This is a genomic window from Bradyrhizobium sp. IAR9, assembly GCF_013408065.1.
In the GTDB taxonomy this organism is placed as follows: Bacteria; Pseudomonadota; Alphaproteobacteria; order Rhizobiales; family Xanthobacteraceae; genus Bradyrhizobium.
In genome coordinates this window covers 103537-127034 of record NZ_JACBZW010000017.1, presented here as the reverse complement: position 1 = coordinate 127034, position 23498 = coordinate 103537, and the positions used below count along the sequence as shown (strand labels likewise).

18 protein-coding genes and 2 tRNA genes are annotated in these 23498 nt (G+C 64.9%); 6 read left to right on the top strand and 14 right to left on the bottom strand.

Annotated elements, in window-relative coordinates:
• Nucleotides 1-60 precede the first annotated feature (60 nt).
• The 3 genes from clpX (at nucleotide 61) to GGD67_RS33820 (ending at nucleotide 4558) form a co-directional block, all read left to right on the top strand.
• Nucleotides 61-1332, top strand: coding sequence for an ATP-dependent Clp protease ATP-binding subunit ClpX (gene clpX / locus GGD67_RS33830; RefSeq protein WP_018320118.1), 1272 nt, complete (start codon nucleotides 61-63; stop codon nucleotides 1330-1332).
• A gap of 326 nt (nucleotides 1333-1658) precedes the next feature.
• Nucleotides 1659-4082, top strand: a complete 2424-nt coding sequence (gene lon, locus GGD67_RS33825; protein WP_018320119.1) for an endopeptidase La — start codon at nucleotides 1659-1661, stop codon at nucleotides 4080-4082.
• A 71-nt stretch (nucleotides 4083-4153) separates the two neighbouring features.
• Nucleotides 4154-4558 (top strand): GFA family protein, encoded by a 405-nt coding sequence (locus tag GGD67_RS33820; protein WP_179738821.1) that lies wholly within the window; start codon nucleotides 4154-4156, stop codon nucleotides 4556-4558.
• 99 nt (nucleotides 4559-4657) lie between these two features.
• On the opposite strand, the gene GGD67_RS33815 is transcribed toward GGD67_RS33820, so the two are convergent.
• The 3 genes from GGD67_RS33815 to GGD67_RS33805 all read right to left on the bottom strand — a co-directional run bounded on the left by GGD67_RS33815 (nucleotide 4658) and on the right by GGD67_RS33805 (nucleotide 7216).
• Nucleotides 4658-4734, bottom strand: a tRNA-Val gene (locus tag GGD67_RS33815).
• A 118-nt stretch (nucleotides 4735-4852) separates the two neighbouring features.
• A complete protein-coding gene (locus GGD67_RS33810; protein ID WP_179738819.1) occupies nucleotides 4853-5215 on the bottom strand; it encodes a hypothetical protein in 363 nt (120 codons plus the stop codon).
• A 144-nt stretch (nucleotides 5216-5359) separates the two neighbouring features.
• A complete protein-coding gene (locus tag GGD67_RS33805; RefSeq protein WP_179738817.1) occupies nucleotides 5360-7216 on the bottom strand; it encodes a caspase family protein in 1857 nt (618 codons plus the stop codon).
• 372 nt (nucleotides 7217-7588) lie between these two features.
• Between GGD67_RS33805 and GGD67_RS33800 the strand changes: the two genes are divergently transcribed.
• Nucleotides 7589-8449 carry a class I SAM-dependent methyltransferase gene (locus GGD67_RS33800; protein ID WP_179738907.1) on the top strand — a complete coding sequence of 287 codons (861 nt, stop codon included), beginning with the start codon at nucleotides 7589-7591 and terminating at the stop codon, nucleotides 8447-8449.
• Nucleotides 8450-8539: 90 nt separating this feature from the next.
• On the top strand, nucleotides 8540-9565 hold the full coding sequence (locus tag GGD67_RS33795) for an acyltransferase (RefSeq protein ID WP_179738815.1): 1026 nt from the start codon (nucleotides 8540-8542) through the stop codon (nucleotides 9563-9565).
• Between the two features lie 1691 nt (nucleotides 9566-11256).
• Here GGD67_RS33795 and GGD67_RS33790 read toward each other — a convergent pair.
• From GGD67_RS33790 to GGD67_RS33765, 6 genes are all read right to left on the bottom strand, one after another.
• Nucleotides 11257-12201 (bottom strand): cation diffusion facilitator family transporter, encoded by a 945-nt coding sequence (locus GGD67_RS33790; protein WP_179738813.1) that lies wholly within the window; start codon nucleotides 12199-12201, stop codon nucleotides 11257-11259.
• Nucleotides 12202-12203: 2 nt separating this feature from the next.
• On the bottom strand, nucleotides 12204-15422 hold the full coding sequence (locus GGD67_RS33785) for an efflux RND transporter permease subunit (protein ID WP_179738811.1): 3219 nt from the start codon (nucleotides 15420-15422) through the stop codon (nucleotides 12204-12206).
• Nucleotides 15415-16389, bottom strand: a complete 975-nt coding sequence (gene ihpB / locus GGD67_RS33780) for a divalent metal ion exporter adaptor subunit IhpB (protein WP_092257353.1) — start codon at nucleotides 16387-16389, stop codon at nucleotides 15415-15417. The genes GGD67_RS33785 and ihpB overlap by 8 nt, the downstream gene beginning before the upstream one ends.
• Entirely contained in the window at nucleotides 16386-17660 is a 1275-nt protein-coding gene (ihpA, locus tag GGD67_RS33775; RefSeq protein WP_092257350.1) for a divalent metal ion exporter subunit IhpA, read from the bottom strand. Before ihpA ends, ihpB begins: the two co-directional genes overlap by 4 nt.
• 54 nt (nucleotides 17661-17714) lie before the next feature.
• The gene (locus GGD67_RS33770; protein ID WP_179738809.1) at nucleotides 17715-18077 is read right to left on the bottom strand and encodes a hypothetical protein; all 363 of its coding nucleotides are present in this window, start codon (nucleotides 18075-18077) and stop codon (nucleotides 17715-17717) included.
• 121 nt (nucleotides 18078-18198) lie between these two features.
• On the bottom strand, nucleotides 18199-18420 hold the full coding sequence (locus GGD67_RS33765) for a hypothetical protein (RefSeq protein WP_179738807.1): 222 nt from the start codon (nucleotides 18418-18420) through the stop codon (nucleotides 18199-18201).
• A 350-nt stretch (nucleotides 18421-18770) separates the two neighbouring features.
• Here GGD67_RS33765 and GGD67_RS33760 point away from each other — a divergent pair, with 350 nt between their 5' ends.
• Nucleotides 18771-19658: a hypothetical protein gene (locus GGD67_RS33760; protein ID WP_018320131.1), complete on the top strand. Its 888-nt coding sequence runs from the start codon at nucleotides 18771-18773 to the stop codon at nucleotides 19656-19658.
• Between the two features lie 62 nt (nucleotides 19659-19720).
• Here GGD67_RS33760 and pepT read toward each other — a convergent pair whose 3' ends face one another.
• The 5 genes from pepT to GGD67_RS33735 form a co-directional block, all read right to left on the bottom strand.
• Nucleotides 19721-20971, bottom strand: a complete 1251-nt coding sequence (gene pepT / locus GGD67_RS33755) for a peptidase T (RefSeq protein ID WP_179738805.1) — start codon at nucleotides 20969-20971, stop codon at nucleotides 19721-19723.
• 102 nt (nucleotides 20972-21073) lie between these two features.
• Nucleotides 21074-21403: an HU family DNA-binding protein gene (locus GGD67_RS33750; RefSeq protein WP_179738803.1), complete on the bottom strand. Its 330-nt coding sequence runs from the start codon at nucleotides 21401-21403 to the stop codon at nucleotides 21074-21076.
• A gap of 203 nt (nucleotides 21404-21606) precedes the next feature.
• A tRNA-Asp gene (locus GGD67_RS33745) sits at nucleotides 21607-21683 on the bottom strand.
• A gap of 160 nt (nucleotides 21684-21843) precedes the next feature.
• Nucleotides 21844-22047 carry a hypothetical protein gene (locus GGD67_RS33740; protein ID WP_018320134.1) on the bottom strand — a complete coding sequence of 68 codons (204 nt, stop codon included), beginning with the start codon at nucleotides 22045-22047 and terminating at the stop codon, nucleotides 21844-21846.
• Nucleotides 22048-22189: 142 nt separating this feature from the next.
• Nucleotides 22190-23485 carry a spinster family MFS transporter gene (locus tag GGD67_RS33735; protein ID WP_018320135.1) on the bottom strand — a complete coding sequence of 432 codons (1296 nt, stop codon included), beginning with the start codon at nucleotides 23483-23485 and terminating at the stop codon, nucleotides 22190-22192.
• Nucleotides 23486-23498: the final 13 nt, after the last annotated feature.

Sequence of the window (23498 nt, the reverse complement as noted above, 5' to 3'; positions counted from 1 at the left end):
CCACTGTGTCGGAATGGAGCGATCGAGCGGAACGGGATCGAACCGCGGACGGAGACATGAATGAGTAAGGTCGGCACGAGCGACTCCAAGAACACGCTATATTGCTCGTTCTGCGGCAAGAGCCAGCACGAAGTCCGCAAACTGATCGCGGGTCCCACGGTCTTCATCTGCGACGAGTGCGTCGAGCTCTGCATGGACATCATCCGCGAGGAAAACAAATCCTCGCTGGTCAAGTCGCGCGACGGCATTCCGACGCCGAAGGAAATCTGCAAGGTCCTGGACGACTACGTGATCGGCCAGAGCCATGCGAAGAAGGTCCTGTCGGTCGCGGTGCACAACCACTACAAGCGCCTCAACCACCAGACCAAGCACAACGACGTCGAGCTCGCGAAGTCGAACATCCTGCTGATCGGTCCGACCGGCTCGGGCAAGACGCTGCTCGCGCAGACGCTCGCCCGCATCCTGGACGTGCCGTTCACCATGGCCGATGCGACGACGCTGACCGAGGCCGGCTATGTCGGCGAGGACGTCGAGAACATCATCCTGAAGCTGCTCCAGGCCGCCGACTACAACGTCGAGCGCGCCCAGCGCGGCATCGTCTACATCGACGAAATCGACAAGATCAGCCGCAAGTCCGACAACCCCTCGATCACGCGCGACGTGTCGGGTGAGGGCGTGCAGCAGGCGCTGCTCAAGATCATGGAAGGTACGGTGGCTTCGGTCCCGCCGCAGGGCGGCCGCAAGCATCCGCAGCAGGAATTCCTGCAGGTGGATACCACCAACATCCTGTTCATCTGCGGCGGTGCCTTCGCCGGCCTCGAGAAGATCATCTCGGCGCGCGGACGGTCGACCTCGATCGGCTTCGCGGCCCAGGTGATGGCGCCGGAAGACCGCCGGACCGGCGAGATCTTCCGTCACGTCGAGCCTGAGGACCTCCTGAAGTACGGCCTCATCCCCGAGTTCGTCGGCCGTCTGCCGGTCGTGGCGACGCTCGAGGACCTCGATGAGACCTCGCTGAAGAAGATCCTCACCGAGCCGAAGAACGCGCTGGTGAAACAGTACCAGCGGCTGTTCGAGATGGAGAACATCGAGCTGACCTTCGCCGACGAGGCGCTTGGCGCGGTTGCCCGCAAGGCGATCGAGCGCAAGACCGGTGCGCGGGGCCTTCGTTCGATCCTCGAGGCGATCCTGCTCGAGACCATGTTCGATCTGCCGGGCCTGGAAGGTGTGGAAGAGGTCGTGATTTCGCGCGAAGTCGTGGAAGGAACGGCGCGTCCGCTCTACATCTACGCCGATCGGTCCGATCGCGCCGTCGAGAACGCCAGCGCCTGATCTTTCGGCGCTGGAACGCTCCAATTGTATCCTCAAACTGGGCTGCGGAAATGTATCTCCGCAGCCGATGTTGCGTCGCTTACCGCGTTGCGTAAGCGCCTGATGGCGCGCGTTTTTCAATGACTTGACACCCCCCGGGTCGATAGCCACCTAATGTCGGCGGCGAGCGAAAATTCTCTTCCAGATTCGCCTCAGTTCCGATCCGGCGAGCCGGTCCAACGCGAAAAACGGACCGATCGGTTTTGCGGATCACCTCGGCACCTTGTGGCGGTTGCGCATGAGCATGGCGGGCTGCGTGCAAGGGGGCAAAGCAAAAGGAAAAGGCCATGACTAATCCAAAACCCAGGCCAACCATCGTTCATGGCGAAACGCACGCCTATCCCGTGCTGCCGCTGCGCGACATCGTCGTCTTCCCGCACATGATCGTTCCGCTCTTCGTCGGTCGCGAGAAGTCGATCCGCGCGCTCGAAGAGGTGATGAAGAACGACGCGCTGATCATGCTCGCGACGCAGAAGAACGCGTCCGACGATGATCCGGCGCCCGACGCCATTTACGAGACCGGTACGCTTGCCAGCGTGCTGCAGCTCTTGAAGCTTCCCGACGGCACCGTGAAGGTGCTGGTCGAAGGGCTCGAGCGTGCGCGCGTGCAGAAATACACCGATCGCGCCGACTATTACGAAGCGACCGCCATTGCGCTGGCCGATACCGATGCGAAGTCGGTCGAGGCGGAAGCGCTGGCGCGCTCGGTCGTGTCCGACTTCGAGAGCTATGTGAAGCTCAACAAGAAGATCTCGGCCGAGGTCGTCGGCGTCGTGCAGGCGATCACCGATTTCGCCAAGCTCGCCGACACCGTTGCCTCGCATCTCGCGGTCAAGATCGCCGATCGCCAGGGTATCCTGGAGACTCTGTCCGTCACCACGCGCCTGGAGAAGGTGCTGGGTCTGATGGAGAGCGAGATCTCGGTGCTGCAGGTCGAGAAGCGCATCCGCTCACGCGTCAAGCGCCAGATGGAGAAGACCCAGCGCGAGTATTATCTCAACGAGCAGATGAAGGCGATCCAGAAGGAGCTCGGCGACGACGACGGTCGCGACGAGCTCGCCGATCTCGAAGAGAAGATCGCCAAGACCAAGCTCTCCAAGGAAGCGCGCGAGAAGGCGCAGCATGAATTGAAGAAGCTGCGCCAGATGTCGCCGATGTCCGCGGAAGCGACCGTCGTGCGCAACTACCTGGATTGGCTGCTGTCGATCCCGTGGAACAAGAAGTCCAAGGTGAAGAAGGATCTGGAAGCGGCGCAAGCCATCCTGGACTCCGATCACTATGGTCTGGAGAAGGTCAAGGAACGCATCGTCGAGTACCTCGCGGTGCAGTCGCGCGCCAACAAGCTCACGGGCCCGATCCTGTGCCTCGTCGGTCCTCCCGGCGTCGGCAAGACCTCGCTCGGCAAGTCGATCGCGAAGGCGACGGGGCGTGAGTTCGTGCGCGTCTCGCTCGGCGGCGTGCGTGACGAGGCCGAGATCCGCGGTCACCGCCGCACCTATATCGGCTCGATGCCCGGCAAGATCATCCAGTCGATGCGCAAGGCGAAGTCGTCCAATCCGCTGTTCCTGCTGGACGAGATCGACAAGATGGGCGCCGATTTCCGCGGCGATCCGTCCTCGGCTCTGCTCGAGGTCCTCGACCCCGAGCAGAACGGGACCTTCAACGACCACTATCTCGAGGTCGACTACGATCTGTCCAACGTGATGTTCATCACGACCGCGAATACGCTCAATATTCCGGGCCCGCTGATGGACCGCATGGAGATCATCCGGATCGCCGGCTACACCGAGAACGAGAAGGTCGAGATCGCGCGCAAGCATCTGATCCCGAACGCGGTGTCCAAGCACGGCCTGGACTCCAAGGAGTTCTCGATCGACGACGACGCCCTGCTGCTTCTGATCCGCCGCTACACCCGCGAAGCGGGCGTGCGTAACCTGGAGCGTGAGCTGTCCACACTCGCCCGCAAGGCGGTGAAGGAGCTGATGATCTCCAAGAAGAAGTCGGTCAAGGTCACCGAGAAGACTCTGGAAGAGTTGCTCGGCGTGCCGAAGTACCGCTTCGGCGAGATCGAGAGCGAGCCGCAGGTCGGCATCGTCACCGGCCTTGCCTGGACCGATGTCGGCGGCGAGTTGCTGACCATCGAAGGCGTCATGATGCCCGGCAAGGGCAAGATGACGGTCACGGGCAATCTGCGTGACGTGATGAAGGAGTCGATCTCGGCGGCGGCGTCCTACGTCCGCTCGCGCGCGATCAATTACGGCATCGAGCCGCCGATGTTCGATCGCCGCGACATCCACGTGCACGTGCCGGAGGGCGCGACGCCGAAGGACGGTCCGTCCGCGGGCGTCGCCATGGCCACCGCGATCATCTCGGTCATGACCGGCATCCCGGTCCGCCACGATGTCGCGATGACCGGCGAGATCACGCTGCGCGGTCGGGTGCTGCCGATCGGCGGCCTGAAGGAGAAGCTGCTGGCTGCGGCCCGCGGCGGCATCAAGACGGTGCTGATCCCCGAGGACAACGCCAAGGATCTCACGGAGATTTCCGATGCGATCAAGGGCGGCATGGAGATCATCCCGGTCTCGCGCCTCGACGACGTCGTCGCCAAGGCGCTGGTGAAGAAGCCGGTGCCGATCGTCTGGGAAGAGGACACCAAGGTGACGGTGAAGCCGGACGGCGATGAAGCCGCCGGCGGCCTGACCGCTCACTGAGGCTCAACGAAAAGATGATAAAACGGCGCCTTCGGGCGCCGTTTTTGTTTTGGGGCAGGGGGAGGAGGCCGATGCAGATCGACGGGCAATGCCATTGCGGGACGATCACCTTCGAGGCCGAGGTCGATCCGGAGGCCGTCTCGGTCTGTCACTGCACCGATTGCCAGACGCTGACCGGCTCACCGTTCCGGGTGACGGCCGTCTGTGCCGGCGCTGATGTCCGCCTGACCGGCGGCACGCCCAAGATCTACGGCAAGCGCGGCGACAACGGCCGGATGCGCTTCCAGCACTTCTGCGCCGATTGCGGTTCCCCGCTGTTCACCAGCGGCGAGGGCGACCAGGCCGACGATTGGGGCATCCGCTGGGGCTCTATCCGCCAGCGCGACAAATTGCGCCCCGTCAGGCAGATCTGGTGCCAGTCGGCGGCGGTGTGGATCGACGCGGTGCCGCTGCTGCCGGGGAGGCCGCAGGATTGAGGTTGGCCTGCCGAGCCGAAGCTCGCGGCTCAGAGCCCGCCTTCACCACGAGCACCAATGCCGGCCTGCCGAGCCGAAGCTCGCGAAGCGAGCGAAGGCTGGTGGGCGGTCACGGATTCGAACCGCGGACCCTCTCGGTGTAAACGAGATGCTCTAACCAGCTGAGCTAACCGCCCCACGGCGCCTCTTTAGCGCCTCGGCGGGTGTCGGAGCAAGGGCCGAGCGCGCCCGAGGAGGCGGCGATCGTGCTCGCCGCCACTGCGCAACGCCTCGGCCCGGAACCCCGCCTGATTGTCAGGCTGTCTTGGTGAACATCGTCAGGACACCATCGGCGATGTTGATCGCGACGACTTGTGACGAGCTCAAGCCCTTGGCCTTGAGCACGGAGGCTGCTTGCGGTGTGGCGTCGATGGACTGCCGGAGCGACTGGATGTCCTTGTCGCTTGTGTGCGCCACGAGTTCATCGACCTTCGCGCGCACGGCCGGCTGCAATTCCTTGACGTCTACAACCTGTATGCTCCGGATTTCCGTGCTGGACTGCGTGGACGGCTGTTCCGCGCCCGGTTGCGACGATGCGCCCTGTGCCTGCACCAGAGCCGGTGTTCCGAGACAGAGAGTTGCAACGATGACGGATGCCGTGAAGCTGCGCATGGTCATGCCTTTTCCAGTTTGAGGAATGGCGAAACCTATCGACGAAATCTGGTTGGCATCTGATTCCGATGTGGCCATTCGGTGAAACCAATGCGGCCGTAATGCGCGCGGATGAGACCGGCTACGTCGGGTCGGAGCCCAAAGCGCAACTCAGTTGCAGACTTCCACGTTTGTGTATCCGCCCATATTCCCCTTCGCAAAGAGCGCCGGCGAATTGCCTTCGAGGCGGCAGCCGGGCCGGACCGGACGGCAGCCGGCCTGTCCGCACACGATCTGCCCGCTCGATTGCGGTTTGGACGGAGCAGCTTCGGTCTTCTTGCGTTCCGTGTCCCGTGCGGGCGCGTCGTCGCGCTTGGCGACCGGCTTCTTGTCCTGCACCTTCTCGCATTCGTTGTCGTCATTGACGCGGTAGCCAGCGCGACAGGTGATCTTCACGCAGGCATCGCCGTCGGCCTTGAAGCCATGGTCGCAGACCAGCGGGCAGACGCGTCCCGGCTTGGCCTTGATCGCGTCGAGGGCATCGAAGCTCGCGAGCTTGGCATCGAACTTCGTGCCGGCGTATTTGTTGAACAGCGTCAGCGAACGTTGAGACGAGGCATTCCAGTCCCCATCCGCGGAGGCGGAGAGACAGCCGACGCGGCGCAGTTCCGATTGAACCAGCTTCGTCGTTTCCTGCGGCGACATTGTCGGCGGGGTCGAAGAGGGCGCTATCGCTGCGACCTTCTGCTCCGCGCTGGCAGAGGCCTGCTTTTCCGCGGCCAGCTTTGCGGCCGTCTCGGCGGCGGCCTTGTCGTTCGCCAGCTTCTCGGCGAGCGCCTTCTCCGCGGCCTGCTTCTCGGCCATTGCCTTCGCGACTGCCGCCTCGGCGTCCTTCCGTCGTTGCTCCGCAGCCGCGGCCTTGGCCTCCTCGATCTGCTTGGCCTTCTCGGCAGCGAGACGCTTCTCCTCGGCCGCCTTGGCCGCGGCTGCCGCCTTCTCCTGTTCGGCCTTGTTGGCGCGCTCGGCGGCGAGGCGGGCCTTCTCCTCTTCCGCCTGCCGGGCCTTGTCTGCCGTGGTCGCACGGGTTTCCTCGGCGGCGATCTTGTTCAACTGGCCTTTGGCGAGATCGGTATAGAAGCCGCTCGGAAAGCGGTTGAGGAAGGCGGTCCATCCGTCGCGTGTCCCAAGCTGAAGCGCCAATTCGTAGTCGCGCCGAATCTCGCTATCGGGATTTGCTTGGGGCCCGGCGACGACAGGCTTCGCCGCGATCAGCGGCATGTCGTCGCCGCCGAGCGAACCGTAGACATAGGGCTCCTGCTTGTAACCGGTGTTCTTGAGCACGTCGTCACGGACGAAGCCGAACGCCTTGCGCAGGTCGAGCCCCGGCGTCGGCAGCCGCTCCACCAGCGCTGCGGCAAACGGGCTGTTTCTGGAGTCGCCGTCCGAGGCCGTTGAGCCGGCCTTGGCGGCGAAAGCGATCATGGTGTTCGGGCTGGTCGGCTCGACCTTGGCGAGGCCGCGGCCGATGGCGCGCGCGGCCACCGTCCGTTTCATCGTCTTGGCAAAGGGATTGTCGCGGCAGGCATCGAGGATGACGAGGCGGAGCTGCTTGGCCGGTTCGATGGCGAACAGCAGCCGATCGAGCGGAAAAGCCTCGTCGAAGACATCGGTATCGGTCTCCAGCGCGGCGTCGGTCGGAACGAGATAATTGTTGCCGTCCAGCTCGATCCCGTGACCGGCATAATAGATGACGGCGACGTCGGCCTCGCGCGCCTTGCTGCCGAACTCGCGCAGGGCCTTGCGCATGTCGACGACGCTCAGGTCGAGCTTGACGTCCACGGTGTCGAAGCCGGCCTTCCTGAACATGCCGCCGACCAGCGAGGCGTCGTTCACCGGATTGGTCAGCCGGGGCACGCTCTTGTAGGCGGAATTGCCGATGACGAGAGCTACGCGCTTTTCAGCGTGCGCCGATCCGCAGCCCAGGCAGAATATCGTCAGAAAAAATAGAAAAATCCGAATCGCGCCCATTGCAGCCCCAAATCGCAATGTGATCAGAGTAGTCGCAGTGTGCCCTGGAGGCAAAGGCGCCTAATGTGACGAACATCACAGGCGCCCGTACCGGCATCGGCCAATGTCCGCCCGCAAGTCACAACGGAGGGTTGGCCAATGTGTGCTCTGCTCGATCTCATCTACCGACATGTCTGTCGGGCGTGCCTGCGCGAAGCGCGTCGAATGAGCCGAGGCGATTCGACCATCGCAATCTCGTAATTCCGGGCTCGGCGTGCGACCCGTCTTGACTCCTTGAAGGGGTGCGCCCGCCATCCCGACGTGGTATCGCCCCTGTGCAATTGCAAAACCGCGACGGGATAGGCATCGCGAATGGGAATGACCGGGAACACCATGCAGCAGCCAAGCGGACACGAGCAAAACGCCGATCAGATCGCCTATTGGAACGGCCCGAGCGGCCAGCGCTGGGCCGATCGCCATGCGGCCCAGGAGAGCCTGCTCGGACCGATTGCCGAGGCGCTGATCGACTGCGCCAAGCCGAGACCCGGTGAGCGCGTTCTCGATGTCGGCTGCGGCTCCGGCGCGACGACGTTCGCGTTCGCCAAGGCGGTGGCGCCCGATGGGTTCGCGCTCGGCCTCGACGTGTCCGAGCCGATGCTGTCACAGGCGCGCGCGTTTGCGCCAAAGGGCCTGCCGCTCGATTTCGTGCTGGCCGACGCCACCGTGCATCCGTTCGAGCCGGCGAGCTTCGATCTCTTGGCCTCGCGCTTCGGCGTGATGTTCTTTGCCGATCCCATTGCCTCCTTCACCAATCTGCGGCGAGCGCTGAAGCCGACCGGGCGGCTCGCCTTCGTATGCTGGCGCGAGCCAAAGGAAAATCCGTGGATGATGGCGCCGCTGATGGCGGTCTACAAACACGTGCCGAAGATGCCGCCGGTCGGGCCGGAGGAGCCGGGCCCGTTCGCTTTCGCCTCGGAAGAGCGCGTGATGCGCATCCTGAAGGGAGCGGGTTTCGTCGACATGGCGATGGAGCCGCGCAATCTGGCGATGGATGTGGCGATCGGCGGCGGCCTCGATGCCGCGGTTGATGGCGCCTTGCAGATCGGCCCCGCCAGCCGCGCGCTGCAGGGACATCCGCCGGAGACGTACGCGGCTGCCAAGGCGTCGATCCGCGAGATGCTCGCGCCGTTCCTGAAGGGGCAATCGGTTTCGCTGCAGGGCGCGATCTGGATCGTGACCGCGAAGGCGGGGTAGTCGCCCGTCATCGGAGCCGCTTTAGGCGTGAACCTGCTCGGGCCGTGTGACATTGCACAGGGCCGGGGGCGCTGCTAGGTTGTGTGCGGGATGGGAGATGTTCAACTTCAGGGTCGGCTGCCCGGCGTGCAGCTCGGGCGGGCGGTCGCTGCTCTGGCAGTGTTTTATTTTCACACGCATCTAGCGCTGAACCACTTCGATGCATCCCAACTCGTTACTTGGAGGTTCCTGGCAAATCGAGGCGCCGACGGGGTCGACCTCTTCTTTGCCATTTCCGGGTTCATTGTCTGCTACGTCTCGACGGCGCCCGGCTACACACCGTTCAGTTTCCTCGCCAAACGCTTCTTTCGCATCTATCCCCTCAATGCGCTCGCAACGCTGGTCATGATTGTGTTCTTCAGCCGCAGCATCGGCGGGCCACCGCAGGAGATCGAGCTGGGCCGGATAGTGCGTTCGCTCCTGATCGTTCCGCAGCCCGCCCCCATGAACGCGGTTGGCTGGACACTCGAATACGAGGTGATTTTCTATCTCGTCTCCGCAGTGCTCATCCCGCTTGGCGGACCCCGACTGTTGTTCGTCTGGTGCATCGCCGCCACGTGGATCGGACGCGGCATCGAGCCGCAGCCGCCGATCATCTCTCGTTTTGCCGACGGTCACTATGCCGACTTCGCCGCCGGCGTGTTCGCCTACATGATGGTCGCGCGGTTTTCGCCGCGCTGGATCTCCAGTCTGGCGTTTCTGGTCTTGGCGGTCGTCGCCTACGTTGTTGGCCCGCAGCTGACGATATGGTCGACGCCGCTGGCGTGCTGCCTGGCCGTTGCCGCCTTGACGCTGCTACCATATGCGCCGCGCTTGCTCGTCAGACTCGGCGATATCTCTTACGGCATTTATGTGTGGCACTGGCCGGTGTTCATGTTCTTGCCGTGGCTGGCGGCATGGAGGCACTTCGACAAGGCGAATGGCGAGATCTGGCGCTGGGGTCTGCTCGTGCTCGTCATCGCGATCTCATCGGCGTCCTGGATGATGTTCGAACGCCCGATCAATCGTTGGGCGGCGCGATGGTTGGCGGGGCGCTCACAGACCGCGTCGGCGCCGACGAGCCAGGCTTCGACGTGACATCGCGGTTCGAACATGACCATCTGCGGGCATTGAAAATGGATCGAGCACTGGACCAGCGCACTGGTTCTTCATGGGGGGTGCTCGGGTGGGTGAACTCCATCGCGTGGTTCTGGGTCTGGGTTTGCGCAATCGGCCTGGCCTTGATGGTCCACCTTGCTTTCCTGGCGGCCTGGCCGGATCACTTCATCCACGAAGACAGCGCGGCCTATATCATCCAGGCCGAATCCATCCTGAGAGGACAATATCTTGAGGATATGATGAAGCGGCCGTACGGCGTGGCCGCCTTCCTTGTGCTGCTCTCAAAACTGTTCGGCCCGCACATCCTCGTCTTCGTCATCGCGCAGCACCTGATGAGCGTCGGCACTGCGCTTTTCGTCGCGGCCATCGTGCGCTTTGCCGGCGCGCCACGTTTCTTCGCGCTCGTGGCGTTTTGTCTGGCGGCGTTGCACGGCCGCATCGTCCACTACGACAATACAATCGGTGCCGAGACGATCTCCAACTTCCTGGTCAGTCTTGCGGCATTCATCGCCGCGGGCGCCGCCTTCAGGAAATGGCCAGCGTTGCCGGCCGCAGCGGCCGTTGGCTTGACGCTCGGCGCCTTGCTGACCTGCCGGTCGGCGGCGATAGGACAGGCTGCAATCATTCTGTTGTGGCTGGTGGTGGTGCTGGATGCGGGACTGCTGCGCCGGCTCGGCGTACTTGCGCTGGCAGGCTTTGTCGCATCAGTCGTCTACCTGACGCCGGCGGCGATCAATTTGGCGATCGGCAAGCGCCCCGCGGGCAACGAGACCCTGGCCGTGATGGCCTTCGTGGTCGGCTATTCCGGCGATTTCGAGCATGGTGTTCATCTCGACCGGAAGGCGCAGGCGCGGGGGTACGTCGAGCAGATGCGGGCTGAGGACACGCCTCGGGGATGGCCCGACATCGGTGTCTACCAGTGGCCGTTCGGCGCGATGCACCGGCTGGCGAAGACCGGCGACAGCGAGGCGGATCTCGAGAGGGTCGTGCGTGACATCTTCATCGAAACGCTGACGACGCCGTCGACGCTCTATCGCCACCTTACGAAGCACTTTCTGCGGGAAATGTTCTTCCTGCTGTTCGACGCAAATTCGGTGGCGCGGCGGACGCCCAGTCCGCAGGGTTATGAGTTCTTCATGGACCGCGACAGGTTCCCGTTCTTCGGCAGTCCGACCGGATTGAAGTCCGGACAGTTGGTTCAGGACTATTACAAGCCCTGGTGGCCATTGTCGCGGCTGCTGCCGACCGCGGATCAGCTTCAGCTCAATCTGAACCGTCTCTTTGCGCGTGGTTACGCGCCGAGTTCGGATCTGGTCGTGCTGTGCTGCGGGGTGAAAGTCTCGACCGAATACGACGATCGTCCGGGTGCGATGCTGTGGCTGTCCTCGGCGGCACTCTGCCTTGCGCTCGTGCTCCTGATCGGCGTCCCCGCGAGCCGTGCGGGTTGGGTCCGGCGGTCTTCCGGCCGCCTGGTTGCCGGCGGCACCTTGATGATCCTGCTGGCAATGGTCAGCGCCGCGTTTCCGACCTTCCTCGTTTATGGGCTCAATCGCTACGCGTACTACGTCATTCCCTTCCTCGCCGGCTCGAGCGCGATCCTCGGGAGTGTGCTGTTCGATTGGCTCAGGGCCAGGGCCGGCCGGGCCGGCGGCAGCGAGGCATAGACGCGGTCACACCACATCATCCGGCGCCAGCGCGCAGCCATTGTCCGGATGGGTCTCGATCTGAAGCGTGGTGTGGCCGATGCGATGGGTCGCCTTCAGGAGCTGCGCCGTCTCCATCAGGAAGGCATCGCCGGCCCCAGCGGGCATGACGAGGTGGCAGGTCAGTGCCGTCTCGGTGGTCGAGATCGGCCAGACGTGGAGATCATGGATCGCCGACACGCCGGGACGCGCGAGCAGGAAAGCTCTGATCGCGGCGAGGTCGGTGCCCTTGGGCGCTGCCGCCATCGACATGTCGATCGAGCCGCGCAAGAGGCTGGTCGTGCTCCACAGGATGGTGGCGCAGATGACGAGGCTGGTGACGGGATCGAGCCAGAGCCAGCCGGTCCAGATGATCAGCGCGGCCGAGACGACGACGCCGAGCGAGACCGCAGCGTCGGCGGCCATGTGTAGATAGGCGCCTTCGATGTTGATGTCGTCCTTGCGTCCGCTTGCGAACAGCAGGGCGGTAAAACCGTTGATGAGGATGCCGATGCCGGCGACCACCATCACGGTCACGCCCGCGACCGGCTCCGGCTCGCGCAGGCGCAGGATCGCCTCCCAGCCGATTGCGCCGGTCGCAACCAGCAGGAACACCGCGTTGGCCAGCGCCGCCAGGATGGTGGAGGCGCGAAAACCGTAGGTGAAGCGGCCGCTCGGCGCGCGCCGTGCCGCGATCGAGGCGCCCCAGGCCACGACCAGACCGAGGACGTCGGACAGATTATGGCCGGCGTCCGCGAGCAGGGCGGTGGAGTTGCCGAGATAGCCGTAGACCGCCTCGGCCACGACCAGCGCGGTGTTGAGCGTGATACCGAGCGCGAACGCCTTGCCGAAATTGGCGGGGGCATGGACATGGCTGTGACCATGGTCGCCATGATCATGGTGGTGATGACCGTGATGGTCGAGGCTGCCCAATTCTAGCGCTCCCCGGACGTCGCCAAATCAGGCGCCATTGTAGGCGTTTCGTTTGCGGCGTCACGGCGGAACAGCACGTAGAGCGCCGGCAGCACCAGCAATGTCAGCACGGTCGAGGAGATGATGCCGCCGATCACCACGGTCGCCAGCGGCCGCTGCACCTCGGCGCCGGCACCGGTCGCAAGCGCCATCGGCACGAAGCCGAGCGAGGCGACCAGCGCCGTCATCAGCACCGGGCGCAGCCGCGTCAGCGCGCCTTCGCGCACGGCCTCCACGAGGGGCCGCCCCTCGCTGCGCAGCCGCTCGATGAAGGCGATGATGACGAGGCCGTTGAGGACGGCGACGCCCGACAGCGCGATGAAGCCGACACCGGCGCTGATGGACAGGGGAATGCCGCGCAGCAAGAGCGCGGCGACGCCGCCGGTCAGCGCCAGCGGCACGCCGGAAAACACCAGCGCCGCGTGCGCCGCCGATCCCATGCCCATGAACAGCAGCAGGAACACCAGCAGAAGCGCCACCGGCACCACGATCATCAGTCGTTTTGTCGCGGAGACCAACTGCTCGAATTGGCCGCCCCAGCCGATCCAGTAGCCCGGAGGTAGCTTGACCTTCTCGGCGACGGCCGTCTCGGCTTCGGTGACGAAGGAGCCGAGGTCGCGCGCGCGGACGTTGGCGGTGACGACGATGCGCCGCTTGCCGTTCTCGCGGCTGATCTGGTTCGGGCCGGGCGTCGCGTCGACGGTTGCAACCGACGACAGCGGCACATAGCGCATCTGGGTGAGTGGGGAGGCGGACAGCGCGGTGCGAACGGCCGTGCCGGTTGCTGCGTCCTCGCCGGGCGGCAGCGGGATCGGGATCGCCCGGATCGCCTCGAGATTGCCGCGCAAATGCTCCGGCAGGCGAACCACGATGTCGAAGCGGCGGTCGCCCTCGAACAGCTTGCCGGCCGACTTGCCGCCGACCGCGATCTCGACGATGCCCTGCACCTCACCGACGCTGAGGCCGTAGCGGGCGAGCGCCTGGCGATCGAGGCGGACGGTGAGGATCGGAAGCCCTGCGACCTGCTCGATCTTGACGTCGCTGGCGCCGCGGATGCCGCGGATCGCGGCCTCGACCTGCTTGGCCGCGCCTTGCAGGATGTCGAGGTCATCGCCGAAGATCTTGACGCCGACGTCGCTGCGCACCCCCGAGATCAGCTCGTTGACGCGGAACTGGATCGGCTGGGAGATCTCATAGGCGCTGCCGGGAATGTCGTCGGCGGCCTTGTCGATCGCTTCGATCACCTCCGATTTCGATTTGCCCGGGTCGGGCCATTCGCTGCGCGGCTTCAGCATGATGTAGCCGTCGGTCTGCGCCGGCGACATCGGATCGGTGGCGATCTCGGCGGTGCCGATGCGGGTGAAGAACTCCTTCACCTCCGGAATCTGCGTGATGCGCTTTTCCAGCGCCTTCTGCAGGTCCAGCGATTGCGTCAGACTGGTGCCGGGAATCCGGATCGAGGCCAGCGCCACGTCGCCTTCGTCCAGGCTTGGAATGAACTCGCCGCCCATCCGCGAAGCGGCGATGCCGCTTGCCACCACGATGAATGCAGCCATGACGGCGACCGCGAGCCGGTTGTCGATGGCAAAGCGGAGCAGGGGAAGATAGGCGCGCTTGGCGATCCGCATGAACAGGTTTTCGTGCTCGGACACCTTGCCGGTGACGAAGATGGCGACGGCCGCCGGCACGAAGGTGATCGAGAACAGCACGGCTGCGCCCAGCGCCATCAGCACGGTCAACGCCATCGGCGTGAACATCTTGCCCTCGACGCCCGTCAGCGTCAGCACGGGCAGATAGACCACGGCGATGATCAGCGTTCCGAACAGGCTCGGCTTGATCACCTCGCTCGACCCGCGCAGGATCGCGCGCAGCCGCTCGGAGGTCGTGAGCAGGCCGCCTTTCTCGCGTTGGGCCGCGGCCAGCATGCGCAGGCAATTCTCGACGATGATCACGGCACCGTCGACGATGATGCCGAAGTCGATCGCCCCGAGGCTCATCAGGTTCGCGCTGACCTTTGTCTCGACCATGCCGGTGATCGTCATCGCCATGGACAGCGGAATGACGCAGGCCACCACGAGGGCGGCGCGGATGTTGCCGAGGATCAGGAACAGCACGGCCACCACCAGCGCCGCGCCCTCGAGGAGGTTGTTCTTGACCGTGCGGATGGTGGCTTCGACCAGATCGGTGCGGTCATAGACGGTTCGCGTCACGACGCCATCGGGCAGCGATTTGGCGATGTCCTCCAGACGGGCCGCGACGCGGCGGGCCACGGTGCGGCTGTTCTCGCCGATCAGCAGCATGGCGGTGCCGAGCACGGTCTCCTCGCCATCGCGCGTCGCGGCGCCCGTGCGCAGATCGCGGCCTTCCGTGACGGTCGCGACGTCCCTGATCCGGACGGGATTGCCGCCCCGCGAGCCGATGACGATGTCCTGAATTTCGCTGATATTGCCGACCTGGCCCGGCGAACGAACCAGATATTGCTCGCCGTTGCGCTCGATATAGCCGGCGCCGACATTGGCGTTGTTGGCGGCGAGCGCCGTCATGACGTCGCGAAAGCCGAGCCGGTAGGCCATCAGCTTGCCCGGGTCCGGCAGCACGTGGAATTGCCGCTCGAAGCCGCCGATGGTGTTGACCTCGATCACCCCTGGCACGTTGCGAAGCTGCGGCTTGATGATCCAGTCCTGCACCGTGCGCAAATCGGTCAGCGAATAGTCGTGACCGCTTTGCGTCTTGGCGCCCGCTTTCGCTTCGACGGTGTACATGAAGATCTCGCCGAGCCCGGTCGAGACCGGACCCATCGCGACCTGGACGCCGGCCGGAAGCTGGTCCTTGACCTGCTGGATGCGTTCGCCGACGAGCTGGCGGGCGAAAAAGATGTCGGTGCCGTCCTTGAAGACGACCGTCACCTGGCTGAGGCCGTAGCGCGACAGCGAGCGGGTATAGTCGAGCTTGGGCAGTCCGCCCATCGCGGTCTCGACGGGGAAGGTGATGCGCTGCTCGGTCTCGAGCGGCGAATAACCGGGCGCGCGGGTGTTGATCTGGACCTGGACGTTGGTGATGTCAGGCACCGCGTCGATCGGGAGGCGCTGGAAATTCCAGGTCCCGAAAGCGATGGCGCCGAGCGCGAACAGCAGGACCAGCCAGCGCTGATGCAGCGAGACGGCGATCAGGCGCTCAATCATGTTCGGCCTCGCCCTTGCCCATCTCCGCCTTCACGACGAAGCTGTTCTCGGCAACGTAGTGCTCGCCTGCCGACAGGCCGGCCTTGATCTCGACATGGCGCGGATCGGAATCGCCTGTTTCGACCGGGCGTGCCTCGATCTTGTCGCCGTCCTCGCGAACGAACACGATGGTCCGGTTCTCCAGCGTCTGGATCGCGCTCCTGCGCACGGCGACCGCGACGTTGCGTGCGGCGAGGATCAGCCGCGCCGTGACGAACAGGCCGGGCCGCAGGCGGCCGTCCGGATTTTGCAGCACCACGCGTGCAAGCGCGGTCTGGGTCTCGCTCGAGCCGATCGGCGCCATGTAGGAGATCGTGCCCTTGATTTCGCCGCGGCCATCGTCGGGATCGATCAGCACCTCGTCGTTGAGGTGGACGCGCCGGAGGTCCTGCCGGTAGATCGACAGGTCGACCCAGATGGTGGAGAGGTCGGCGACGACGAAGGCCGGCTTCTGCTCGGAGGCGTATTCGCCGAGCGAGATCTGCCGCTCGATGATGGTTCCGGCTATGGGCGCCTTCAGCTCGTAGACGGTGAGGCTCTGGTTGCTCTCGATCGCGGCGAGCAGATCGTCCTTGCCGACCTTGTCGCCGATGCGCTTCTGGATCGATTTGGCGAGGCCCGGAAAGCGCGGCGTCACCTGCACCACGGCTTCCTGGTTGGCGCGCAGAATGCCGTTGAAGGCGAGCGTGTCGGTCAGGGTCGCGCTCGCGGCTTCGGCGAGCGTGACGCCCGCGGCTGCCAGCTTGACGTCGGAGATGCGGATGCGGTCGGCGCCGTGCTCATCCTGCTCGACATGGTCGTTCGGCTTCTTTTCGGAATGCTCAGTGTGCTCGGTATGCGCGGGCGTGGCCGGCCCGAGCAGGGAATAGCCGTAAGCGCCGAGGGCGGCGGCAACGATGGCGACGAGAATGGTGGAGGACGTCTTCATCGTGCGCTCTCCCGCGCCAGCGTGAAGGGATTGCCGACGAGGCCTTCGATGGTCGCAACGCCTGCGTGGAAATTCTGAAGCGCCTCCTGCTCGCGCAGCCGCGCCTGGGTAACACTCGCCTGCGCGTCGAGCACCTCGAGCAGGGTGAAGCGGCCCTGGCCGTAGCCTTGCGAGATCGCCTCGGACGCCTCGACGGCCTTGGGGATCGCGGTCTCGCGCAGCACCGCGAGCTCGCGCAGCGAGCCCTGGAGCGAGTCGTAGGCGCGGCCGGCAATCACGATCAGCGCGTTGCGGTTGGCCTCGCGCTCGGCCTTGGTCTTGGCGAGGCTTTCCTGCGCCGAGAGGATGTTGCCCTGGTTCTGGTCGAACACGGGGATCGGCACCGAGAGGGAGAGCCGCACCGCATCGTCATTGGTCTCGTTATAGTGACGCCATCCGGCCGCGATCCGCACGTCCGGATAGGGCTTGAGCCGTGCCAGCAAGAGCTCGGCATTGCGCTGGGCGAAGACCGCGGTCCAGCGCACCAGCTGCGGATTGGCGTCGATGGCGGCGACCACCGACTGGAACGTCGGCGGCTTGCCCATGGTGTCGAGCCGGCCGGAGACCTCGCCGAATTTCGCGGATGCCTCGCCCATTAGCACCGCAAGCTCGCGCCGGGCGCTGGCCAGCGTTGCCTTGAAGCGCTCGCGGTCGGCCTTCACCAGGGCGGAGGCGACTTCAGCGCGGCCGGTCTCGGCCGGCGAGGAGGCGCCGGCCTCGACGCGACGGCGCAAGAGCGGCGTCAAGCGGTCGATCGCGGCAATCTGCTCGTCGAGGATCTGGATGCGCCGCTGCGCGCCGAGCACGCTGAGGAAGGCGATCGCAGTCTCCGACAGCACCTCCAGCCTGACCGCCTTGCGCTGGATCGCGGCGACCTCGATACCGGCCGCGCCGGCGGCGATCCGCGCGTCGCGCTTGCCGAACAGCTCGAAGGCCTGGCTGATCTGGAGCGTGGTCTCGGCCGAACGCGTCCCGCGGTACTTGCCGGAACCGAATGAATCGTCCTGCTCGTAAGACAGCTCCGGATTGAACAGGGCGCCGGCCTGGATCCGTTGGCCCGTGGCGATGCCGACGTCGCGCTCCGCCGCCGTCAGCCGTGGGCTCGCGGCCAGCGCGCGCGACAGCGCGCTTCGCATCGTCAAAGTCTGGGCGTGCGACGGCGCAATCGCCGATCCGGCAATCAGACACGCCACCGCGCACGCCAGGCGCGCGGCCATTCTCCTGCGAAACATAAAACCGACCTGTGAAGGATGAACCTAATGGGCGCGGACGCCCGACCAATCCGTTCAGGCAATATGTTTGGGAGGCGGAGAATCGGTATCGGGGGTAATTCCGGCGAGCCGGGGCGCATGCTGCGGGCTCGATGCAGCTGCAAGCGCGACCGATGCGGCCGCAGGCGCCGGCTGTGTCACGGTCAGCGAGAAGCAGCCATGGCAATGATGTCCGCCGATGGCCTTGTGGTCACTATGGCCCGTGGGACCATCAAGGACCGCGGCGATCTCCGAGCCGCCGCCGGGCGTGGTGACGTCGATGTCGTGCGAGCCATGCAGCGCGCCCGCGAGCAGATAGACGACCGCGATCAGCACAGACAGGAGCCCGCGCCAATTGCACCGGCGGCAAGTTCCTGAGGGCTGGCGGTTCGCGGGCACGACGTCACTCTGGTTGCGGTCTGTGCCCGGCCTAGCATGGGGGCGGGAACAGTGTCGACCCGCAACATTGTTACGTCCCTTGAAGAATTGCCGCAGTGCCGGCCGCATATGCCAGCGCTTCTCACTGGCGCGTGATCAGGCCCAGTTGAGCGTCGGCTGCCGCTTCTGGAACATCGCCGGTGTCGCCGTCCTCGGCCGGGTCGATTGCGCAACGGCCGGCTTCCATCGCCCGCTCCAGCCATTTGATGGCTTCATCGATCCATCTGTCGTGCTGCTCGGGATCGGCGATCGCCTTTTCCCGAAATGCATCTGCCTGATGAAGGCACGCCGTTCTGCGGTCCACGCGGCTCTCCCCGATCCGGAGGTTCCGCCCCGGTGGCATCCTTTATGATCGCAGAGCCGGCGTCGTTAACATAGGACAGGAAACGCAAAAGGAAGGCCCCAGCCCGGGGCTGACCGGCTGAGGCCTTCGTGCTCACAATCTTCATCCTTGGGACTTGAGCAGACAATGCGCATCGGGCCGGTTCGTTCCGCACTTCGATGCCGAATTAGGAACGTTCCTCATTCGTCCCGATTAGCGATCAGGAATGTTTGAGGAGGATGGGACTATGGACGGACTGATTTATCTGATCGGCCTGATCGTCGTGATCATGGCGATCCTGTCGTTCTTCGGCCTGCGCTGAGAGAACGGCAATGGAAACGCTCGTACGGGAAGACATGATGGAGGGCGGCGGGGCGGCGTCCGACAACCGCCGGACCATCCAGTGGAGCTCGGTGTTCGCAGGCGCTCTCGCCGCCGGTGCAATGTCGTTCATCCTGATCGGCTTTGGCGTCGCGGTCGGCCTGGGTGTCAGTTCAGCCTCGCCGACATGGCGCGATGCCTCGGCGGCGCTGGCGCTGCTGTCCGGGCTGTACCTGATCATCCAGGCGATCATCAGCTTCGGGTTCGGTGGCTACATCGCCGGCCGGACGACGCGACCAGCGCCCGCGCTGGCGACGATCGAAGACGATGGCGAGCGACGGGACGGCCTGCACGGGCTGACCTCCTGGGCCCTGGCCGTGCTGGCTGGCGCGGCTCTGCTCGCGCTGCTCGGCGCTGCCGCGATCGACCGTTCGCCGATGCGCAGCTCGGCAAGCAATACGTCCGCGGCCGAGCCGCTGCTCAGCTACGAGCTCGACAAGCTGTTCCGCGCGCCGCGTCGCGCCCCAAACATCGATCTGAGGGAGGCACGCGCTGAGGCGGGACGGATTCTGATGACGTCGTCCAGCCATAGCGGAGTCAGCACCGACGACCGAGCCTATCTGGTGCAGCAGGTTGCTGGTCTGACGGGGCTACAGGCCCCCGACGCCGAACGGCGGGTCGATGCGCTGATCGCGGACTCCAAGACTGCCATCAACCGTGCGCGGCGCAACTCGATCATCGTGGCGTTCTCGGTCGCGGCCGCGACCCTGATCGGTGCCGCGGTGGCGTGGGCGGCGGCTGTGGCCGGTGGGCGGCATCGCGATGGAGAACCATTGCCGAATTGGATGGCGAGCTCAAATCGCTTCCATCGCAATCCGCGCGCAATGCCGGTGCCGTAGCTCCAAAGCAGATGGCCGAGCGGCAAGCCCGGCCATTTCGGCATGCATAACAATGGGAGGCGTCAGGCCTTCTCCTCCCAGATCATCGCCAGATGCACGATGGTCTGCACGGCCTTCTCCATGTCCTGCCGGCTGACCCATTCGAGCCGCGAATGAAACGCGTGCTCGCCGGCAAAGATGTTGGGGCAGGGCAGGCCCATGAAGGACAGGCGCGAGCCGTCGGTGCCGCCGCGGATCGCGGTGCGCATCGGGCGCAGGCCGGCGCGGCGGATCGCCTCGATGGCGTATTCGAGCACGTGCGGGTGACGGTCGATCACCTGCTTCATGTTGCGGTACTGCTCCCGCACCTCGAACGTGTAGGTCGAGCGCGGATAGTCTTTCATCACGTCCTTGACGATGGTCTCGAGCAGGACCTCCTTCTCCTTCAGCCCTTCCTCGGTGAAGTCGCGGACGATGAAAGAGAGCCTTGCCTGCTCCAGCGCGCCCTCGATGCCGATCGGATGCAGAAAGCCCTGCTTGCCCGAGGTCGTCTCCGGCGAGCAGCCTTCCTTCGGCAGCCGTTCGACGATGGCGGCCGCGATCTTGATCGCGTGCTCCATCTTGCCCTTGGCGTAGCCGGGATGGGCGCTGACGCCGTTGATGGTGATGGTGGCGCCGTCGGCCGAGAAGGTCTCGTCCTCGACGCAGCCGGCGCTTTCGCCGTCCATGGTGTAACCGAAATCGGCGCCGAGCTTCTTCAGATCGACATTGTCGACGCCGCGGCCGATCTCCTCGTCCGGCGTGAACAGGATCTTGATGGTGCCGTGCTTCACATCGGGGTTGTTGATGAAGAAGTGCGCGGCATCCATGATCTCGGCAACGCCCGCCTTGTTGTCGGCGCCCAGCAGCGTGGTGCCGTCGGTGGTGATGATGTCGTTGCCGATCTGGTTCTTCAGCGCGGGGTGCTCGTTGAAGCGGATCACCTGGCTGGCATCGCCTGGCAGGGTGATGTCACCGCCGCGATAGTTCTTCAGAACTTGCGGCTTGACGTCCTTGCCGGTGACGTCGGGCGAAGTGTCCATGTGCGAGCAGAAGCAGATCACCGGCACCTTCTTGTCCGTGGTGGCCGGGATCGTTCCGTAGACGTAGCCGTAATCGTCGAGATGCGCGTCGGCGACGCCCATGGCCTTCAGCTCGGCGGCGAGCACGCGGCCGAGATCCTTCTGCTTCTCGGTCGAGGGCGAGCGAGGGGATTCCGGATCGGACTGGGTGTCGATGGTGACGTAGCGCAGGAAGCGCTCGGTCACGGTATGCGAAAAGGTGAGGGAGGACATTTCTGGTCAAACCGCCGGGGTCAGGGAAGCAGCCGGTATACCAGAAAAGCGGGCCGCGTTGCGGCAGGAAGGAGGTGGGATCAGGCTTAACGAAGCGTAGCCTCAGATCGCCTCTTTCAGTTCCTTGACCGGGCGGAAGGTAACCTTCTTGCTGGCCTTGATGTGGATCGGCTCGCCGGTGGCGGGATTGCGGCCGGTGCGGGCGGCGCGCTTGCGGACCTGGAGGATGCCGAGCCCGACGATGCGGACCCGGTCGCCCTTCCTAAGGTGCTTGGCGATCAAATCGACCATGTCGGTCAGGACCGCCTCGGCGCGCTTTTTCGACAGCTCCTGGCTCTCGGCGATATCGGCGGCGAGGTGCTTGAGCGTGATAGTGGCGGGAGCAGCTGCCTTCCTTGTCGAATCCTTCTTGGCCGGATCCTTCTTAGCCATGACTGGCCTCCTCGGTTGTCCAATGACAGGGTATCCCTGGAAAAGCCGAGAGTGCGTGGGGATCCCTCTAAGTCCTTTGAGACGTAGACGATTCGGGCGCGGGCTGACTATGCCGAGAGTTCCCGCCAGCGGCAGGCAATCGCCGGCGCAGATGCCGCGGAAGTCTAGAAGTTCAAGCTAAGACTATGAAGGGATTGCCAAAATGGCGCGAGAGACGGGGCTCGAACCCGCGACCTCCGGCGTGACAGGCCGGCGCTCTAACCAACTGAGCTACTCCCGCGTGGTTCGCTCGATGCGCGCGGAACGAGGGGGGAATTAAAGGCGGGGCTGAGTGAAGTCAAGGACGTTGCGCTTCACCGGTGCAACTCGGCTAAGCATTGCTCTGGAAAACGAAAAAGGCCGCCCGGAGGCGGCCATCGGTCAGCCCGGAAGAGGACGTATCAGCGAATCTCGGACGTCCCCGCGCTCGTCACCACCACCGGCTTGCCGGCCTTGATGACGTGGGTGGACTGGGCGGTCTGGCTGTAATCGGCATTGGTGCGGGCTGCGATGCCGAAGGCCGCCACTGTGATGCCAGCCACCAGCGCCACCACCACGATCTTCAGGTGGGTCGCACGATCAGCAGAGTGAATTGAGTGGTTCATCTGAGCCTCCCGACGGGCTTTGCCGCCGTCTGTAGGCTCATGTCTTAAGGACCATCTGTTTCCGGATGGTTTCACGGGTTCCGCAAAATGGTTTCATCTCGCCGCCCGGCTGGTTTCGCCGGGCGGGCTCACCGGGTCGGTCTCAGGCCGCGGCACGGCCGATGTCGTCCCGGATCGCGCGGGCGGCCCAGATGAACAAGAGGGCGCCGAGCGTGGTCGTGACCGCCGCCGAGAGCAGGGAATAGCGCACGGCCTCTGCGCCATAACTGCCCTTCAGGGCGTCATTGACCATGCCGACTGCGAGCGGGCCGACGCCCTGGCCAAAGCAGGTGGCGGTGAGCGCGATCAGCGCGGAGGCGAGCGCGCGCATGCTGGGCTTGGCCACCGTCTGCGCGATCGCGAAGATCGGGCCGAGATGGAAGCCGACCAGGAACGAGGTCAGCGCCAGCATGGCGACCATCATCGCGAAATCCTGCGTCAGCATGCACAGCGCGAACACCGGCCCGGCGAGGCCCGAGGTGATCGCAGGCGCCCACAGCTTCCAGCGGTCGTCGCGGCGGCTGACTTGCGCCACCACGAAGCCGCCGAGCAGGGTACCGGCCATGCCGGCGAGGCCCTTGAAGGTGCCGGCATAGGTGCCGATCTCCGCGCTCGACAGATGGTGCACGCGCGCCAGGAACGGCGGGATCCAGGCCGCGGTGGCGTAGTTCGTGTAGGTGGTGAGGCAGAAGCCGATCAGGACGATGATGAAGCTGCGCTGCGACGCCAGGAAACGTAGCGTTGGCCCGAGCGGCTCGGGCACGAAGCTCTCCTGCATCGCGCCGCGCTTCGGCTCGGAGATCGTCAGCCACAGCACCAGTGCGAGCAGGATGCCGGGCAGGCCGGCGACATAGAAGGCCATCCGCCAGCCATAGTGCTGGTTGACGTAGCCGCCGACGAAATAGCCGAGGAAGACGCCGAGATAGGTGCCGATGGCGTAGATGCCGAGCGCGCGCGGGCGCTCGTTCTTGGCGAAGAGATCGGCGACGATCGACTGCGAGGCGGGTGAGCCGGCGGATTCGCCGATGCCGACGCCGATGCGCGCCAGTGCCAGCGAGGTTACGCTGGTGGCTGCGCCGCACAGCGCCGTCATCGCGCTCCAGAATGCAAAGGCGACGGCCACGATGTTGCGCCGGTTGAGCCGGTCGGCGACGCGCGCGATGGGAATGCCGAGCAGGGAATAGAACAGCGCAAAGCCGAAGCCCGCGAGCAGGCCCATCATGGTGTCGCTGAGCGCAAACTCCTTCTTGATCGGCTCGATCAGCACGTTGAAGATCGTGCGGTCGAGGAAGTTCAGCGCGTAGATGATGGTGAGCAGCCCCAGCACGTAATAGCGCCGCGCCGGGGGCTTTGCCGCGGCAGCCGTTTGCACCGACATCTGTGACGTCACATCGACCATCGCTTCCCCCAAT